At 41.3% G+C, this 18,197-nt stretch carries 16 protein-coding genes; 6 read left to right on the top strand and 10 right to left on the bottom strand.

All coding sequences use genetic code 11. The features are described from left to right. The first annotated feature begins 241 nt into the window (after window positions 1-241). On the top strand, window positions 242-1,504 hold the full coding sequence (locus ISP07_RS03195; protein WP_209326769.1) for a hypothetical protein: 1,263 nt from the start codon (window positions 242-244) through the stop codon (window positions 1,502-1,504). 206 nt (window positions 1,505-1,710) lie between these two features. On the opposite strand, the gene pyrF is transcribed toward ISP07_RS03195, so the two are convergent. The 9 genes from pyrF to gyrA all read right to left on the bottom strand — a co-directional run bounded on the left by pyrF (window position 1,711) and on the right by gyrA (window position 11,957). Then, window positions 1,711-2,415, bottom strand: coding sequence for an orotidine-5'-phosphate decarboxylase (pyrF, locus tag ISP07_RS03190; RefSeq protein ID WP_063705476.1), 705 nt, complete (start codon window positions 2,413-2,415; stop codon window positions 1,711-1,713). A gap of 32 nt (window positions 2,416-2,447) precedes the next feature. Continuing rightward, window positions 2,448-3,584, bottom strand: coding sequence for a lipopolysaccharide assembly protein LapB (gene lapB, locus ISP07_RS03185; protein WP_209326768.1), 1,137 nt, complete (start codon window positions 3,582-3,584; stop codon window positions 2,448-2,450). 2 nt (window positions 3,585-3,586) lie between these two features. Continuing rightward, window positions 3,587-3,868 (bottom strand): lipopolysaccharide assembly protein LapA domain-containing protein, encoded by a 282-nt coding sequence (locus tag ISP07_RS03180; protein ID WP_054551349.1) that lies wholly within the window; start codon window positions 3,866-3,868, stop codon window positions 3,587-3,589. Window positions 3,869-3,888: 20 nt separating this feature from the next. Further along, complete coding sequence (gene ihfB / locus ISP07_RS03175; RefSeq protein WP_036968575.1) at window positions 3,889-4,176, bottom strand: integration host factor subunit beta; 288 nt, start codon at window positions 4,174-4,176, stop codon at window positions 3,889-3,891. Window positions 4,177-4,241: 65 nt separating this feature from the next. Next, complete coding sequence (gene rpsA / locus ISP07_RS03170; protein ID WP_054551350.1) at window positions 4,242-5,909, bottom strand: 30S ribosomal protein S1; 1,668 nt, start codon at window positions 5,907-5,909, stop codon at window positions 4,242-4,244. 98 nt (window positions 5,910-6,007) lie between these two features. Then, a complete protein-coding gene (cmk, locus tag ISP07_RS03165; RefSeq protein ID WP_209326767.1) occupies window positions 6,008-6,715 on the bottom strand; it encodes a (d)CMP kinase in 708 nt (235 codons plus the stop codon). 104 nt (window positions 6,716-6,819) lie between these two features. Beyond that, window positions 6,820-8,100, bottom strand: a complete 1,281-nt coding sequence (gene aroA / locus ISP07_RS03160; protein WP_209326766.1) for a 3-phosphoshikimate 1-carboxyvinyltransferase — start codon at window positions 8,098-8,100, stop codon at window positions 6,820-6,822. Between the two features lie 2 nt (window positions 8,101-8,102). Then, a complete protein-coding gene (gene serC, locus ISP07_RS03155) occupies window positions 8,103-9,191 on the bottom strand; it encodes a 3-phosphoserine/phosphohydroxythreonine transaminase (protein WP_209326765.1) in 1,089 nt (362 codons plus the stop codon). A 69-nt stretch (window positions 9,192-9,260) separates the two neighbouring features. Next, window positions 9,261-11,957 carry a DNA topoisomerase (ATP-hydrolyzing) subunit A gene (gene gyrA, locus ISP07_RS03150; protein WP_138600685.1) on the bottom strand — a complete coding sequence of 899 codons (2,697 nt, stop codon included), beginning with the start codon at window positions 11,955-11,957 and terminating at the stop codon, window positions 9,261-9,263. A gap of 176 nt (window positions 11,958-12,133) precedes the next feature. Here gyrA and ubiG point away from each other — a divergent pair, with 176 nt between their 5' ends. From ubiG to yfaE, 5 genes are all read left to right on the top strand, one after another. Further along, complete coding sequence (ubiG, locus tag ISP07_RS03145) at window positions 12,134-12,844, top strand: bifunctional 2-polyprenyl-6-hydroxyphenol methylase/3-demethylubiquinol 3-O-methyltransferase UbiG (protein WP_209326764.1); 711 nt, start codon at window positions 12,134-12,136, stop codon at window positions 12,842-12,844. Further along, complete coding sequence (locus ISP07_RS03140; protein ID WP_063528553.1) at window positions 12,844-13,518, top strand: HAD family hydrolase; 675 nt, start codon at window positions 12,844-12,846, stop codon at window positions 13,516-13,518. The genes ubiG and ISP07_RS03140 overlap by 1 nt, the downstream gene beginning before the upstream one ends. Before the next feature lie 392 nt (window positions 13,519-13,910). Next, window positions 13,911-16,196 carry a class 1a ribonucleoside-diphosphate reductase subunit alpha gene (nrdA, locus tag ISP07_RS03135; RefSeq protein WP_054551357.1) on the top strand — a complete coding sequence of 762 codons (2,286 nt, stop codon included), beginning with the start codon at window positions 13,911-13,913 and terminating at the stop codon, window positions 16,194-16,196. A 70-nt stretch (window positions 16,197-16,266) separates the two neighbouring features. Continuing rightward, entirely contained in the window at window positions 16,267-17,397 is a 1,131-nt protein-coding gene (gene nrdB, locus ISP07_RS03130; protein WP_054551358.1) for a class Ia ribonucleoside-diphosphate reductase subunit beta, read from the top strand. After that, window positions 17,397-17,669 carry a class I ribonucleotide reductase maintenance protein YfaE gene (gene yfaE / locus ISP07_RS03125; RefSeq protein ID WP_209326763.1) on the top strand — a complete coding sequence of 91 codons (273 nt, stop codon included), beginning with the start codon at window positions 17,397-17,399 and terminating at the stop codon, window positions 17,667-17,669. The genes nrdB and yfaE overlap by 1 nt, the downstream gene beginning before the upstream one ends. On the opposite strand, the gene ISP07_RS03120 is transcribed toward yfaE, so the two are convergent. Beyond that, window positions 17,666-18,193, bottom strand: a complete 528-nt coding sequence (locus ISP07_RS03120; RefSeq protein ID WP_209326762.1) for a YaeQ family protein — start codon at window positions 18,191-18,193, stop codon at window positions 17,666-17,668. The two genes, yfaE and ISP07_RS03120, sit on opposite strands and share 4 nt — an antisense overlap. Window positions 18,194-18,197: the final 4 nt, after the last annotated feature.

Below are 18,197 nucleotides of genomic sequence, written 5' to 3'. Positions count from 1 at the left end.
GACATAAATAACTGTATGAGCATATAGTTCTATTATTGTACTCCCATATTCAAGAAAATGAGCGATGAGTGCATTTTCTTTTTCTGAATACCTTCAGTGTCAATAAAAAATATTATAGTTGGCAATGAATTACGTTATTTGTTAAAAATAGATTTATTAATACATGAGCGTGACATCGGCAGAAAGATGTGCGACGTGCACACTATAAAATTGTTAGTTGCTTCTGAAAAGGATTTAAAAATTGAACGATATGACGAGAATTGCAAACATATCGAAGGACAAATTATTGGACTTCTATATGTCGTTGAGCGTTGACGAACTGAACGCTGTCCTAGCTAGAAGCAGCGGTCAGGAGATAAATAGACTGCTGTCACATCTCAGCGAGCAACATTTAAGAAATACCTTCAGCTCATTATCACCAGATGCATTAGAAGCTATATTTAGCCGGATCCCTAAGAATCGGATTAACAAATATTTGCTTCTAGCTTCCGAAGATAATATCAAAAAAATATTCTCAAGGATCTCAGAAGACACAAAACTAAAAATACTAATTTCAGTTTCTAGCTCTTTAAGAAATAAGTTATTGAATACGCTGCCTGTAAAGATCAAGGAGCAATGGAAAGATCTTGTCGATGAAGAAGATCTAATAAACAAAGAGTTTGATATAATTACATCAAGAAGAATTGAGAATTCTATTGAAAAAGATGCGCTAGAAAGAATCAGAGAAATTGAACAGCAAGCTAGTTTTCGACAAGAGCAATATGATGCAAGAATTAGCCAGTCCGAGCAGAAATTAGCTCATATACAACAACTGATAGTCGAATCAGAGAAGAGGCTTCATGACCAACAAGCTAGGGCAAAGCAAGAGGAAGTGACGTTAAGAAAAAGGGAGTCAGAACTTTCTTCAAAACTGCAGCTGCTGAAAGAAGAGCATGAAAAGCAGATACAGAGCCGGATAGATATTAAAGTTCCAGAATACGTTGCTAATGCAATCTCTGCTCTAGAAGAAAAAGAAAATGAATACAAAACACAGGCTAAAGAATGGAGTGACAAGGGAATATTGGCGCTTAAACTATCTGTTGGGGCGGCTATACTCGCGCTTGGCTATGGAGCATTCGAATTTAGCAATACACCCAAAGAAGAGATTAGCTGGTTGTTTTTTGGCTATTTAATGCTAAAAGGGCTAATTGTTATCGGCTTATTCGCTGCTTGGGCAAAGCATTCTTTTAACCAGTCAAATGCATACATGCATGAAGCATTAAAAAGAACTGAAAGAACGCATGCGATTAGTTTTGGTAAACTGTACTTAGAAATATACGGTAACGATGTAAGCAAGCAGGACATGAAATCTATATTTGAAAACTGGAATATGGAAAGCCAGAGTGCATTTAAAGAAATCAAGCAAGAAGACTTTCAACCCCAGACGCTTGAAAAACTAAAAGACATAATTAGCATCATGAAAACGAATTCCACAGAACCATCAAGTCCAGAAACTAACAAGTAAAGGCAGCGGACACAGCAAAGCTTCGCCGCTGCTTTAAGCGTTACTGACTAAATACTCTAACTCACTTTTGTCCAAAAACGAGTTTGATTAGCTAATTCTCAAATGCAGATAACCTAGGGAAATTGCCACAAACAAAAAGAGCATTGTATATAGCGCAATAAATCACGCTTACAATGCTCTTTAAAGACTATTTTAAAATAACGAGGTTATTTTAGTGAGTCGTTAATTTCTTTTAGTGTCGCAACTGGGTCTGCCGATTGGGTGATTGGGCGGCCTACAACTAAATAGTCGCTGCCATCTTCAACGGCTTGTTTTGGTGTCATGATGCGCTTTTGATCACCAGCATCGCTGCCTGCTGGGCGAATACCAGGAGTAACCAGTTTAAAGTCTGCGCCAAGTTCTGCTTTTAGCTTTTTCGCTTCTTGTGCTGAGCACACTACCCCATCAAGGCCTGATTCTTTAGCAAGATTTGCTAGGTAAATTACTTGCTCTTCTGGTGTTTTATCTACACCTAAACGAGTAAGCTCAGCGGCATCCATACTAGTTAGTACAGTTACTGCAATCAGTAATGGAGCATCATCACCAAACTGCTCTAAAGCTTGTTTTGCTTTAGTCATCATTTCAACGCCACCTGAGGCATGCACGTTAACCATCCATACACCCATTTTTGCAGCTGCGGTTACAGCTTTAGCTACTGTGTTTGGAATATCGTGAAATTTTAGGTCTAAGAATACATCAAAACCTAAGTCGATTAGTTCCTTAACAAAGCTAGGACCGAAATACGTGAACATTTCTTTGCCTACTTTAAGGCGACACGTATCAGGCGATAATTGCTTTACAAACGCAAGAGCTGTTTGTTGATCATCATAATCAAGGGCAATTAATACTTTTTTTGAATCTTCGACAGACATAACTTTCCTAAAAACTAATGGACTAATATGAATTAAAAACCGTCTATGCCACGGCTTGGAACAATTGTTTCCCAGTGCTTACAAGATGGACATACCCAATAAATGGTATGACTGGTAAAGCCACAGTGTTGGCACTGAAAATCAGGTTTGGTTGCGATATAAGACGTTACTAGCTTATCAATTTGATCGAGTACATCTTTAATATCGTTGTTTTGTTTGGCAAGTAGCTGTAATAAAAAGCTAAAGCCACGAATAGTCGGATGACGCTTTAAACTATCCGTTAAAAATTTGATTGCTTGCTCGATATGGCCTTGCTCAAGTAAAGCTTGGCAGTGTTTTATTTTTATTAATACGCCACCTTTATCGAGCAGTTCATTGAGCAATTCGTAAAACTGATGCGTTAAATTAAGCTTTTGATAGCTCAGTGCTAATTCTTCAATAAATACCGGCGCAAAAAACGTGAATTGGCTAATAAGCTCGCGCCAATAGTAAATTGCTTTTACATAATCTTCTTTGGTGAAAGCACTGTGGCCAAGCTCATACAATGGGCGAATGGCTTTGTGGTTTAAGCTAATGGCTTTACGCATAATTTGCGTATCGTTATCTTGTAAGGCTGCTTCACAGTAAAAATTGGCAATCGCTTTTACATGCTGAGGTTTAGTGAATAACTCACTGTGGGCCTCGTACATGTTAATGCCCTTTTCCCATTCACGGGTTTGTGAATAAAGATTAATAATTGGCTCTAAGGCTTCTTTATAGCTTGCCTTAACAAGCCATACTAAATGCTCTTCTGCACCATCTAACAAGCCTGCCATAATGTAATCTTCAGCAAGTTCTAAGCGGCTGGTTGCAGCTTGTTGCTCATCAAGACTTGGATGTTTTAATAGCAGTTCATGAATTTTAATGGCGCGGTCAAGTTCGCCTCGGCGGCGGAACATAGTTGCAAGCGTTGAATAATGCTCAACTGAATCAGCGGCAACTTCGAGTAGATTAATAAGGTGCTCTAAGCCTTGGTCTTCTTCTCTGTCTAAGAGAAATTTAAGGCCTTTAGAATATTCAGAGGTAATTTGGCGATTAAGCTGATGAGCTTGGTTTTTAGCGCTGTTTTTACCCATTATCCAACCGTAACCGGCTGCAACGGGTAAAAGTAAAAACAGAAGCTCAATCATGATTAGGTGTCTTTATTAGCAACAAGCTTTTTATTGTTTTTTTCAGGCGCTAATTTTTTCTTTAAGCGATAATTTTGCCACTTTAACTGAGAAAACAGTGTAAAGCTTATAAAACAACCAATTGCGACACCTAAAATAAAGCAGATACTTATTACAACAGCTAGGGGCAAAGTATTACTGGCGATTAAATAATTGATTTGCACCAATTGTGGATTCTGTGAACCAAGTACAAACGCAATAAATAAACACAGCGCAATTAATACAATTTTTAATACCCTAAACAAGTAACTACTCCTGTATAAAACTAGGCAATACTCGCATTTACGCGGTCACGTAATTCTTTACCTGGTTTAAAATGTGGTACGTGCTTACCGTCTAACTCAACTGTTTCGCCAGTCTTTGGATTACGACCTGTGCGAGGAGAACGATAATGCAATGAGAAACTTCCAAAGCCACGGATCTCGATGCGATCTGAGCTAGATAATGAGCCGGCCATTTGTTCAAGAATTTCTTTAACGGCATTTTCAACATCTTTCACAGGGATGTGTGCGTGTTGCTCGGCAAGTTGTTCTATCAATTCTGACTTAGTCATAGCGTTTCCTTAAAGAGTGGTAAAGGAAGGGCAAAACTGCCCTTCCAACTTTAAAAGACTAGATATTAGTCTTTTTGAGCATTTTTGAATGCTGCAGCCATAGCGTTTTCGAACGCTGGCTCTTCTTTCTTAAGCTTCTCTAGTACTTCTTTCTCTTCTGCTTCGAAAAGAGCTTTAACAGATAAGCTTAAAGTGCGGTTCTTACGATCAACACCAACGTATTTCGCTTCGATTTCGTCGCCTGCAGAAACTACAGTAGTAGCATCTTCAACACGCTCTTGAGCGATATCAGCTACACGGATGTAACCTTCAACGCCTTCGATTAGCTCAACAGTTGCGCCTTTCGCATCAACTTCAGTCACTTTACCTTTAACAATAGCACCTTTTTTGTTTGCGTCCAGGTAGTTATTGAATGGGTCAGCTTCGATTTGTTTAACGCCTAGAGAGATACGCTCACGCTCTGGGTCAACTTGTAATACGATAGCAGTGATTTCGTCGCCTTTCTTGAATTCACGTACAGCTTCTTCGCCTGGCGTGTTCCAAGAAATGTCTGAAAGGTGAACAAGACCGTCAATACCGCCTTCAAGACCGATGAAGATACCGAAGTCAGTGATTGATTTGATCTTACCAGTAACTTGGTCGCCTTTGTTTTGTAGACGAGCAAATTCTTGCCATGGGTTAGCAATACATTGCTTAAGACCAAGAGAAATACGACGACGCTCTTCGTCGATTTCAAGAACCATAACTTCAACAGTGTCACCTAGTGAAACAACTTTTGAAGGGTGGATGTTCTTGTTAGTCCAATCCATTTCAGAAACGTGTACTAGACCTTCTACGCCTTCTTCGATTTCAACGAAACAACCGTAGTCAGTAAGGTTAGTTACACGACCAGAAAGCTTAGAACCTTCTGGGTAACGACCAGCGATAGCTGCCCATGGATCTTCGCCAAGCTGTTTAAGGCCTAGAGATACACGAGTCTTTTCTTTGTCGAATTTAAGAACTTTAACTGCGATTTCGTCGCCAACATTAACGATTTCTGAAGGGTGCTTAACACGCTTCCACGCCATGTCTGTGATGTGTAGTAGACCGTCAACACCACCAAGGTCAACGAACGCACCGTAGTCAGTAAGGTTCTTAACGATACCTTTAACTTCTTGACCTTCAACAAGGTTAGCAAGAAGCTCTTCACGCTCTTGTGAGTTCTCTGATTCGATAACTGCACGGCGAGAAACAACAACGTTGTTACGTTTTTGGTCAAGCTTGATTACTTTGAACTCAAGCTCTTTACCTTCAAGGTGAGTTGTGTCACGTACTGGACGAACATCAACAAGTGAACCAGGTAGGAAGGCACGGATTGAATCAACTTCAACAGTGAAACCGCCTTTAACTTTACCGTTGATAACACCAGTAACAGTCTCTTGCTCTTCACATGCTTTTTCTAAGCGGATCCACGCTTCGTGACGCTTCGCTTTCTCACGAGAAAGGATAGTTTCACCGAAACCGTCTTCGATTGCGTCTAAAGCAACATCTACTTCGTCGCCAACAGCAACTTCTAGTTCACCAGCAGCATTTTTGAATTGCTCAGCAGGGATTGCACTTTCAGATTTAAGGCCAGCATCAACAAGTACGATGTTGTTCTCGATTGAGATAACAGTACCTTTAACGATAGAGCCTTGCTCTGCTTCAAAACCCTTAAGGCTTTCTTCAAATAACTGCGCAAAATTTTCTGACATTATACGTCTCTAAATAATTAAATAACCAATTAGCAACCATGCTGCATGGGGTTGTTAAAATAGCACTGGCTTCCTGCCGGCACCTTAATAAATTACTTTTAAGCTTTTGGAAGCTTTCCTGCAAGTACGGCTTCGTCGAGTAAAGTTACAACTTTATCAAACACTTGCATTGCATTAAGCTCGCTAGTATCGAGCTCAATGGCGTCTTCTGCAGGAACAAGCGGCGCAACGTCACGCGTCATATCACGGTGATCGCGAGCTTTTATGTCCTCAAGTAGACCACTTAGTGTAACATCAAGACCGCGTTCGTTCAACTCAGCAAAGCGACGACGAGCGCGCTCTTCAGCTGATGCGGTTAAATAAATCTTCAATGGTGCATCTGGGAACACAACGGTGCCCATGTCACGACCATCGGCAATTAAGCCGCTCTCAGTACGAAACGCACGTTGACGACGTAATAATGCTTCTCTCACCCGTGGTAATGCAGCAATCTTTGATGCCGCAGCACCCACTTCTTCGTTACGAATTGTGGTTGTGACGTCTTCGCCTTCCAAGACAATTTTAGAAGTATGCGTTTGGCTATCGACCAAAAACTGTACATCTAAGTTTGCAGCTAGCGGAACTAGCGCATCTTCATTATCTAGTTCAATTTGATGATGAAGCGCTGCAAGTGACAGCACACGGTAAATCGCTCCACTGTCTAATACATCCCAACCTAATTTCTCGGCTAACAAGCGACAAACAGTTCCTTTACCTGAACCACTTGGGCCATCGATGGTGATTACGGGCATTGATAACGCCTGCATTTATAACCTCCTGCAATGCACACCAAAATAAAACCGCGATATTATACGCCAGTTCTAGAAATAGATCCGCATTTAGAATGTAACTTTTTATATTTTCTTCTGTTTTATTGACTTGAGACAGACTCTAGCACTTTGAAAAACGTTGGAAAAGTTTTGTATGTACACTTAGGATCGTTAATGGTTATCGGCTTTCCGCCAACGGCAACCATTGCAAAACACATGGCAATACGGTGATCGTTATAGGTATCAATCGCTACATCGTTAAATGTGTCTGGCGGTGTAATTTCGATGAAATCTTCACCTTCAACCACTTCTGCACCAACTTTACGAAGCTCAGTCGCCATGGCATATAAGCGATCTGTTTCTTTTACACGCCAGTTATAGATATTACGAATAGCTGTTTTACCTTTTGCGAAAAGCGCAACAGTGGCGAGTGTCATTGCCGCATCAGGGATTGCATTGGCATCAATATCGACCGCGTTCAGCTCGCCTTTACGTACCACCAGCTTTTCATCGTACCAATCGATTTTGGCGCCTACTTGCTCCATAACTTTGGCAAAACCAATATCACCTTGAACAGATGCCCCACCTACCCCGTTAATTTCAATTTCACCACCTGCTATTGCAGCCGCCGCAACAAAATAAGAGGCGCTTGATGCATCACCTTCAACCATAATGCGCTCAAGTGCTTGATACTGCTGACAGCCTTTAACGTAAAATGTTTCGTAATTGTCATGGCTTACAGAAACGCCAAAGCGCTTCATTACATCTAGTGTAATATCAATGTATGGCTTTGATACTAGCGTGCCTTTAATGGTGATTTCTGTATCGCCATTAAATAATGGCGCTGCCATTAGTAACGCTGTTAAGAACTGGCTAGAAATGCTGCCATCAATTGCAACTTTACCACCGTTGATTTTGCCGCCTTTTATGGCCAGTGGTGGATAATCTTTATGCTTAAGGTATTCAACATCACCACCCAATGCTTGCAATGCATCTACCAAATGACCGATTGGGCGTTCTTCCATACGAGGCTCACCCACCAGCTGGTACTCGCCTTCGACAGCAGCTAAAACCGCTGTCAAAGGACGATAAGCAGTACCGGCATTACCTAAAAATAAAGGCTCACTTGGGGTTTTAAATTTACCTGCAACCCCCTCTACGGTAGCCACTGTTTTATCTTCATTAAGCGATACATTTACACCTAGAAGATTTAACGCACCTAGCATGTGACGAATGTCATCACTATCTAGTAGGTTTTCAACAACCGTTGTGCCCTCAGCAAGAGCAGCTAGTAACAAAATACGGTTTGATAAACTTTTTGAGCCTGGCAGTGTCACACTACCATTTACCTTTGCAATCGGTTCAAGACGAAGCTGTTCCATAATTAGCTGTTCTCCTTGGCGAATTTTTCCATAAAATTAACCAAGGCTTGAACACCTTCAAGTGGCATCGCATTATAAATGCTTGCGCGCATACCACCGACAATACGGTGACCTTCAAGGGCTAATAAGCCTGCTTCTTTTGATTCACTAATGAATTTATCATTCAGTGATTCGTCGTTTAGCCAAAATGGTACGTTCATACGCGAACGGCAATGTTTAGCAACTTTGTTGCTGTAAAAATCTGAGCTATCAATGTAGTTGTAAAGAAGTTCTGCTTTTGCGATGTTTTGTTCTTCCATCGCTTTAACGCCGCCGTTTGCTTCAAGCCATTCAAATACTTCAGCTGCTAAGTACCACGCAAATGTCGGTGGCGTGTTATACATGCTGCCTTGTTTTGCTTCTAAGGCGTAATCAAGAATACCTGGCTTGGCAAGACCTTCACGCTCAAGAAGTGTTTTGCGAATAATAACAATCGATAAACCAGACGGGCCGATATTCTTTTGTGCGCCAGCGTAAATAAGATCAAACTGATTTACGTCAAACTCGCGCGATAAAATAGTCGATGACATATCAGCCACAATCGGTGCTGATGGGTGTGATGGTACGTCAAAAATTTCTATGCCATCTACTGTTTCATTCGGACAATAGTGAATGTATGACGCATCAGCTGGTAATTCCCAGCTACTTGCTGGTTTAATAGAGAACTGGCCATTTTGCTGCTCATCATCACGTACATTGATGCTTTCAACTGCAGTGAATTTTGCCGCTTCTGACGTAGCCCCTTTAGACCACACACCGTTTTCACAGTACACGGCTGGCTTATCATCAAGGTGAAGATTCAGTGGCACAGCACTGAATTGACCACGGCCACCGCCGTGCATAAATAATACTTCAAACTCATCGCTTATATTCATTAAACGACGCAGGCTCGCTTCACATTTAGCAGTAAGCGCTAAAAAGTCGCTGCTGCGATGGCTGATTTCCATCACAGAGACACCTAAACCTTGCCAATCTATAAATTCTTTTTGTGCTTTTTGCATAACTGCCGGCGGTAGCATTGCCGGTCCTGCACAAAAATTATACTTAGTCATTACTTTGCCTCATTCCAGTAATTATAGTGCGGATAAAAAAAGCGGCCGAAGCCGCTTTTTAAATCAATGTTATTCTGAAGGTGGGTTATCACCCGTTTCTTCAGTATTGGTATCGACTACTTCAACGGCCTCGCCTTCGATGGCTTCTAGCTCATCAACTTCGATTTCTTCGATACGTTGTAAACCAACTACTTGCTCTTCGTCAATAGTTCGTATCAAAATAACGCCTTGAGTATTACGACCAACCGTAGAAACCTCGTTTACACGGGTACGTACTAAGGTACCGCGATTCGAGATGATCATGATCTCGTCGTTATCGTCAACTTGTACTGCACCAACCACAGCGCCATTACGCTCGCTTACTTTGATTGATACAACACCTTGTGTTGCACGGCTCTTCGATGGGTAGTCTTCAAGTGCTGTACGCTTACCGTAACCGTTTTCTGTCACAGTTAGGATTGCACCATCTGACTTAGGTACGATTAACGACACAACGCGTTGGTCGTCAGCCATCTTGATACCACGGACACCTGTTGCTGTACGACCCATTGGACGTACACCTTTGAAGCGGATTTCTGGGTTACCGTTTTCGTCTAGAACTGGGTTACCGTTTTCATCAACAACTGCTGACTCTTCTGCTTCTTTAAAGCGAACAACTTTACCTGCATCAGTGAATAGCATGATTTCATTCGTGCCATCAGTGATATCAACACCAATTAGGCTATCGCCTTCATTTAGGTTAACAGCGATGATACCGCTCGCACGTTGACGGCTGTATGCTGTAAGTGGTGTTTTCTTAACTGTACCAAACGCAGTTGCCATGAAGATGTATTTATCTTCTTCGTACTCACGTACTGGTAAGATAGCAGTAATACGTTCATCAGCTTCAAGTGGTAATAAGTTAACAATTGGCTTACCACGCGCTGCACGGCTTGCTAATGGTAACTGATATACTTTCAACCAGTATAAGCGACCTGCTGTTGAGAAACATAAGATTGTATCGTGGGTATTTGCAACTAATAGACGTTCGATGAAGTCTTCATCTTTCATCTTCGTTGCTGATTTACCTTTACCACCACGACGCTGTGCTTCGTAATCCGATAATGGTTGATACTTAACGTAACCTTCGTGAGAAAGCGTTACAACAACGTCTTCTTCATTGATTAGGTCTTCAAGGCTAATATCGTGAGCTGCTGCACTGATTTCAGTACGACGTTCGTCACCATATTGCTCTTTAATTTCTACTAGCTCGTCGCGGATAACTTCCATTAAACGCTCTGGGCTTGAAAGAATGTGTAAAAGCTCAGCAATTAGATCAAGAAGTGTTTGATACTCGTCTAAGATCTTCTCATGCTCAAGACCTGTTAGTTTATGTAAACGTAAGTCTAGAATTGCTTGTGCTTGTTGCTCAGATAAATAGTACTGACCGTCACGGATACCTAAATCAGCCGCTAACCAATCAGGACGTGCTACGTTATCTTCACCTGCTTTTTCAAGCATTGCTTTAACAGTGCCTAATTCCCAAGAACGCGCTGTTAGTGCCGCTTTTGCTTCTGCTGGTGTTGGTGACTTACGAATAAGCTCGATAATTGGGTCGATATTCGCAAGTGCAATCGCTAAGCCTTCAAGCGTGTGAGCACGGTCACGGGCTTTACGTAAATCGAATACAGTACGACGTGTAACAACTTCACGACGGTGTACGATAAACGCTTCAAGCATTTCTTTTAAGTTGAAACACTTAGGTTGGTTGTTATCAAGTGCAACCATGTTCATACCAAACACAGTTTGTAACTGAGTTTGTGCATAAAGGTTATTTAAGATTACTTCACCAACATCACCACGTTTGATTTCGATAACGATACGCATACCGTCTTTATCTGATTCGTCACGTAGTGCGCTAATACCTTCAATCTTCTTATCTTTAACAAGCTCTGCGATCTTTTCGATAAGGCGTGCTTTGTTAACTTGATAAGGGATTTCGTGAACGATGATTGTTTCACGACCGGTTTTTTCGTCAACTTCGATTTCAGCGCGAGCACGGATATATACTTTACCACGACCGGTTAAGTACGCTTGCTCAATGCCTTTTTTACCATTGATAATCGCCGCAGTCGGGAAATCTGGACCTGGGATATATTCAATAAGGTCAGCAATTGACATGTCTGGGTTTTGAATAAGCGCTAAACAACCATTGATAACTTCTGTTAAGTTATGAGGTGGAATGTTCGTCGCCATACCAACCGCGATACCCGAAGAACCATTTACTAATAAGTTAGGTACTTTTGTAGGTAATACGTCAGGAATTTGCTCAGTACCGTCGTAGTTCGGTACGTAATCAACCGTTTCTTTTTCTAAATCAGCTAATAATTCATGTGACATTTTCGCCATACGGACTTCCGTATAACGCATTGCTGCCGCAGAGTCACCGTCAACAGAACCAAAGTTACCTTGGCCGTCAACAAGCATGTAGCGTAATGAGAAAGGCTGCGCCATACGAACGATGGTGTCATATACCGCGCTGTCGCCATGTGGGTGGTACTTACCGATTACATCACCAACAACACGCGCTGATTTCTTGTAAGGTTTATTCCAATCATTATTGAGTTCGTTCATTGCAAATAAAACGCGGCGGTGAACTGGCTTTAAGCCGTCACGTACGTCTGGCAATGCACGTCCTACGATTACACTCATCGCGTAATCAAGGTAGGAGTTTTTTAATTCATCTTCAATATTGACTGGCAGAATTTCATTGGCGAGATCAGTCATTTGATTTCACATTCCTTCAGTATTGACTCATTAAGAGGCAAACCGCCGTCTTAAGAGCTTTAGTTATTATTTCCAGACCATGCTATCACAATTTATTTAGATTTACAGGCGCTAAATCTTTGCGATTTATTAATTTCCCCCTATATAATGGCCTCAGATTAACGAGGAAGTTTTTTATGACCGAGCATCAAAATGTAGATAATGCAGAAATTGCAAAGTTTGAAGCCATCGCAGAACGTTGGTGGGACCGCGACGGAGAGTTCAAACCCCTTCATGAAATAAATCCTCTGCGTTTGGATTTTGTCGCTGATAAAGTAGGCGGCTTATTTGATAAGGAAACCTTAGATGTTGGCTGTGGTGGCGGCATCTTAAGTGAAAGTATGGCGCGTATGGGCGCGAAAGTAACCGGCATCGATATGGGCCAAGAGCCACTCACCGTTGCTAAGTTACATAGTTTAGAAACAGGCGTGCCTGTTGATTATATAAAAGTACCTGCAGAGCAATTCGCTGTTGAGCACCCTGCTCGCTTTGATGTAGTGACTTGCATGGAAATGCTTGAGCATGTTCCAGACCCTGCTTCTATTATTCGTGCTGTCGCTGAGCTTGCTAAACCGGGCGCCGATGTATTCTTTTCAACATTAAATAAAACACCAAAAGCCTACTTGTTTGCTATTGTCGGTGCTGAAAAGCTTTTAAAAATGGTACCTGAAGGTACACATGACCATAAAAAGTTTATCAAACCTGCGCAGCTTATTGCATGGGCAGAAGAAGCGGGATTAAAAGTACGCGCCAGTACCGGCCTTCATTATAACCCGTTTTCTAAGCAGTACAGCTTAAATGATGATGTAAGTGTTAATTACATCCTGCACTTTGAGAAACTAGCCTGATGAGTGGTGTGCAAGCACCCTCTATCGATTTTGATGCTTTTATCTTTGATTTAGATGGCACACTACTCGATACCGCGGATGACTTAGGTGGTGCATTAAACCGAGTGTTAGCAGACGCCAATGTGGCGCCTGTTGCTGAGCATGTTTATCGCCCTGCAGCTTCTAACGGTGCAAATGCATTATTAGAAGTGGGCTTTGGTGATAAATGGCCTGAACTTGAACAACTCGCCTTGCGCCAACAGCTTCTTGACTACTACGCCGAAGATATTGCTGTGCACAGTAAATGTTTCAATGGCATAGAACAGCTTTTAATTGCACTTGAGCAAAACAATATTAAGTGGGGCATTATGACTAATAAGCCCGGCTTTTTAACTGAGCCCTTAGTGCAAGCTATTCCCTCTTTGCGTGATGCAAAAGCGGTTGTGAGTGGCGATACATTAGCTGTGTCAAAACCATCACCGGATCCACTATTACACACCGCTGAGATCTTAGATGTTGATCCGAGCCGTTGTTTATATATCGGTGATGCTGAACGTGATATTCAAGCAGCAAAAGCAGCCAACATGTATAGCGCAACAGCGTTATGGGGTTACATACCGAGTGTAGACGCTGCACTTGGCTGGCAAGCGGATTTCAATTGGCAAACGCCGATTGATGGTTTCAACCATATATAGTGTTATTTAAAAACTGAAACACCATATATTGTGATTTGATTTACTTTTGAGCATTCATTGATGATAAAAAAATCAGTCAAAATTTATTTTTCAAAACGGTAAATTTTCTGGATCTTTTGTTGATTTCTACAAATTTCGTCGTCTATGAATGTTCAAAGGTTAATGGTTACTAACACAATGCGCTTATCCAATAGTTATCCACAAATTGGGGCAATTCTATCCCTTGCAAAACAACTCAGACCACACTATCTTGTGATCTGCAATTTAAACAACACCAGATATTGTGGCTAAATGTTATTCAATTAGTTTATCTTGGTGTTGAATAATAATAATTACATTAAAGAATACCTTTGTCTTACAACTAAAATTTCCCAAGGAATACAGGCAAAACTATGAACCAACAGCTATCTGTAAGCAAACGTGACGGCCGTAAAGAGTCACTTGATCTAGATAAGATCCATCGCGTGATCGCTTGGGCCGCAGAAGGTCTAGAGAATGTGTCTGTCTCACAAGTTGAATTAAAATCACACATTCAATTTTATGACGGCATTCGTACCGATGACATTCATGAAACAATCATCAAAGCTGCAGCTGATCAGATCTCTAAAGATACGCCTGATTACCAATACCTCGCTGCTCGCTTAGCTGTATTCCATTTACGTAAAAAAGCATATGGTCAATTTGAGCCGCCGCGCTTATACGATCACATCACCAAATTAGTTGAAGACAAGCGTTATGATCAACACCTACTTGTTGATTATACCGAACAAGAAATTGACGAGTTAGATGCTTACATTGATCACAACCGTGACTTAAACTTCAGCTACGCTGCTGTTAAGCAACTTGAGGGTAAGTATTTAGTTCAAAACCGTGTTACTGGTGAAATCTACGAAAGTGCACAGTTTTTATATATCTTAGTGGCTGCAAGCTTATTCTCTGATTATCCAAAAGAGACACGCCTTGATTACATCAAGCGTTTTTATGATGCAGTATCTACATTCAAAATTTCATTACCTACACCTATCATGGCAGGTGTACGTACCCCTACACGTCAGTTCAGCTCGTGTGTACTTATTGAATGTGGTGATAGCCTAGATTCTATTAATGCAACATCGTCTGCGATTGTTAAATACGTTTCGCAACGTGCAGGTATTGGTATTAATGCCGGTCGCATCCGTGCGCTTGGTAGCCCTATTCGTAACGGCGAAGCGTACCACACAGGTTGTATTCCGTTTTATAAGCACTTCCAAACAGCAGTTAAGAGCTGTTCACAAGGTGGTGTTCGTGGCGGCGCAGCAACGTTGTTCTACCCACTTTGGCACTTAGAAGTTGAAAACCTACTTGTTCTTAAGAACAACCGTGGTGTTGATGATAACCGTGTACGTCACCTTGACTACGGTGTGCAGTTCAACAAATTAATGTATAGCCGTTTAATCAAAGACGATTACATCACATTATTTAGCCCATCAGATGTACCGGGTCTATACGATGCATTCTTTGAAGATCAAGCGAAGTTTGATGAGCTATATATCAAATACGAACAAGACGAGTCAATTCGTAAAAAACGTATTAAAGCAATTGAGTTATTCTCAATGTTTGCTCAAGAGCGTGCAAGCACAGGTCGTATTTACTTACAAAACGTTGACCACTGTAATACGCACAGCCCGTTCATCTCGACTGTGGCACCAATTCGTCAATCTAACTTATGTTTAGAAATTGCATTACCAACTAAGCCACTTAGCAATGTAATGGATGAAGAAGGTGAAATTGCACTTTGTACGCTGTCGGCGTTTAACTTAGGTGCGATTGAGTCACTTGACGAATTAGAAGAACTTGCTGAACTTGCAGTACGTGCCCTTGATAACTTACTTGATTTCCAAGACTACCCTGTTCCTGCGGCGAAAAACGCAACGATGGGTCGTCGTACGCTAGGTATTGGTGTTATTAACTACGCGTACTACTTAGCGAAAAATGGTAAGCGTTACTCAGATGGCAGCGCAAATGCCCTAACTCACAAAACATTTGAAGCAATTCAATATTACCTAATGAAAGCATCAAATGAGTTAGCGAAAGAACGTGGTGCGTGTCCTAAATTTAACGAGACAACGTATTCTCAAGGCATTATGCCAACAGATACTTACAAACGTGACCTAGATCAGTTCTGTGATGAGCCTCTTCACTTAGATTGGGATTCATTACGCGAAAGCATTAAAGAGCACGGTATGCGTAACTCAACGCTATCTGCCCTTATGCCTTCAGAGACATCATCGCAAATCTCTAACGCAACAAATGGTATCGAGCCACCACGTGGTCATATCAGCGTTAAAGCAAGTAAAGATGGTATCTTAAAGCAAGTAGTGCCAGATTATGAAAATCTGAAAGATAACTACGAGCTACTGTGGGATATTCCTTCAAACGATGGTTACCTACAACTGGTTGGTATTATGCAAAAATTCGTTGACCAAACGATCTCTGCAAACACTAACTATGATCCATCTAAGTACGAAGGCGGTAAAGTACCTATGAAGGTGCTATTAAAAGACCTACTGACTGCGTACAAACTTGGTGTTAAAACCCTGTACTATCACAACACACGTGATGGTGCATCAGACTCTCAAGATGAGTTAACACCAGAGGTAGAAGATGACGGTTGTGCAGGCGGCGCTTGTAAAATCTAATTAAATTAATAACATAACAAAAGCGGGCTCATTAGCCCGCTTTGTCCTGACTGTTTTTTGAGAAATCACTATGTCATATACAACTTTTAGCCGAAATCATAATAACCAATTACAAGAACCGATGTTTTTCGGCCAGACGGTAAACGTGTCACGTTACGACCAACAAAAGTACCCTATCTTCGAAAAGCTAATTGAAAAGCAACTTTCGTTCTTTTGGCGCCCTGAAGAAGTTGATGTAAGTAAAGACCGTCTTGACTTCCAAGCGTTACCAGAACACGAAAAGCACATATTTTTAAGTAATTTAAAATATCAAACGCTTCTTGATAGTGTACAAGGCCGTTCACCTAACGTTGCGTTACTACCTATTGTGTCTATTCCTGAGTTAGAAACTTGGATTGAAACATGGGCGTTCAGTGAAACCATTCACAGCCGTTCATACACGCACATTATTCGTAACGTTACGCAATCTCCTGAACTTATCTTTGACGATATCGTAAGCAACGAGAAGATCAGTGAGCGTGCTGATGCAGTAACTAAGTACTACGATGATTTAATTAACATGATTTCTGTTTACAACCTATATGGTGAAGGAAAACATGTGATCAACGGTGAAGAAGTTAAAGTCAGCTTATTTGACCTTAAAAAGCAACTTTACCTAGCAATGATGTCGGTTAACATCCTAGAAGCGATTCGTTTCTATGTAAGCTTTGCTTGTTCATTTGCTTTCGCTGAGCGTGAATTAATGGAAGGTAACGCAAAAATCATCAAGCTAATTGCCCGTGATGAAGCGCTACACTTATCTGGCACACAGCACATCTTGAACATTATGCAAGAAGGTAAAGACGACCCAGAAATGGCAATCGTTGCAGCACAATGTCGTGAAGAAGCAATTCAGATGTTTGTTGAAGCAGCAGAACAAGAAAAAGATTGGGCAGAATACCTGTTCAAGGATGGTTCTATGATTGGTCTTAACAAAGATATCTTATGCCAATACGTTGAATACATCACTAATGCACGTATGACTGCGGTAGGCCTACCTGCACAGTTCGAAAGTAAGAGTAACCCTATTCCGTGGATCAACTCTTGGTTAGTATCTGACAACGTTCAAGTTGCCCCACAAGAAGCTGAAATCAGCTCTTACCTTGTTGGTCAAATTGACTCTCAAGTTGATGCATCTGACTTTGGTGACTTCGACCTGTAATGAGCTCAAACACCACTGCAGAGGTTATCCTTGCAGGAACAGACAGCCAGAATCTTGAATTTGATTCTGGCTGTTCATCTCTCCTTGAATGCCTAGAACAACACAAAATAGATGTACCCTACCAATGCCGTGAAGGTTATTGTGGCGCTTGCCGTGCAAAATTAGTCGAAGGTGATGTGAGCTACAATCAAGAGCCGCTTGCGTTCGTGAGAGCTGGCGAAGTATTGCTGTGTTGTAGTAAACCCAATGGGAAGGTAAAAATTGAGCTTTAATGCCAAATAAGCTCACTGGTTTGGTAGAAATTTTCTTTATCTGACACACTCACCATTTGCTGATCAATCGTAACATCCCACTGTAGATTTTTAGTTAGATGACTCGCTAATTCCTCAATGAAGCTGTCATCAAACGCAATTAAATGGCCATTATTGATCAGATCCAACTGGTGTTCATTTTCTTTAAGCCAGTCGTTGTTTAAGGTTGTCACGACCCACAGTTCATCAACCCGCTTTGCAATTTTATTCAGTTGTAAAATATCCGGTTGGTCAACAGCAAGCCATGTTTGATAATGGTCATCCAATGCTTTTATTGACACATCCGGTTCAGCATGACTGAACCTTGCATTCAATATGGCTGTTTCATTGTGTGAAAATAAGCAATAACTTAAAAGCTTGAGTACAAAGTGTTGATAGCTTTCACGACGGTCACAAGCAGTGGTGAACACCTCTTTGTGATTACGATGCTCTCTTAAATCAGCAATAGTAAAATTTGCTTTAAATACCCTATTTTTATCAGACATAAGA

Source organism: Pseudoalteromonas sp. PA2MD11 (assembly GCF_017808125.1).
Lineage (GTDB): Bacteria > Pseudomonadota > Gammaproteobacteria > Enterobacterales > Alteromonadaceae > Pseudoalteromonas > Pseudoalteromonas simplex.
Note: the sequence above shows the minus strand (reverse complement) of the source record. Positions and strands in the feature narration are given on the sequence as shown.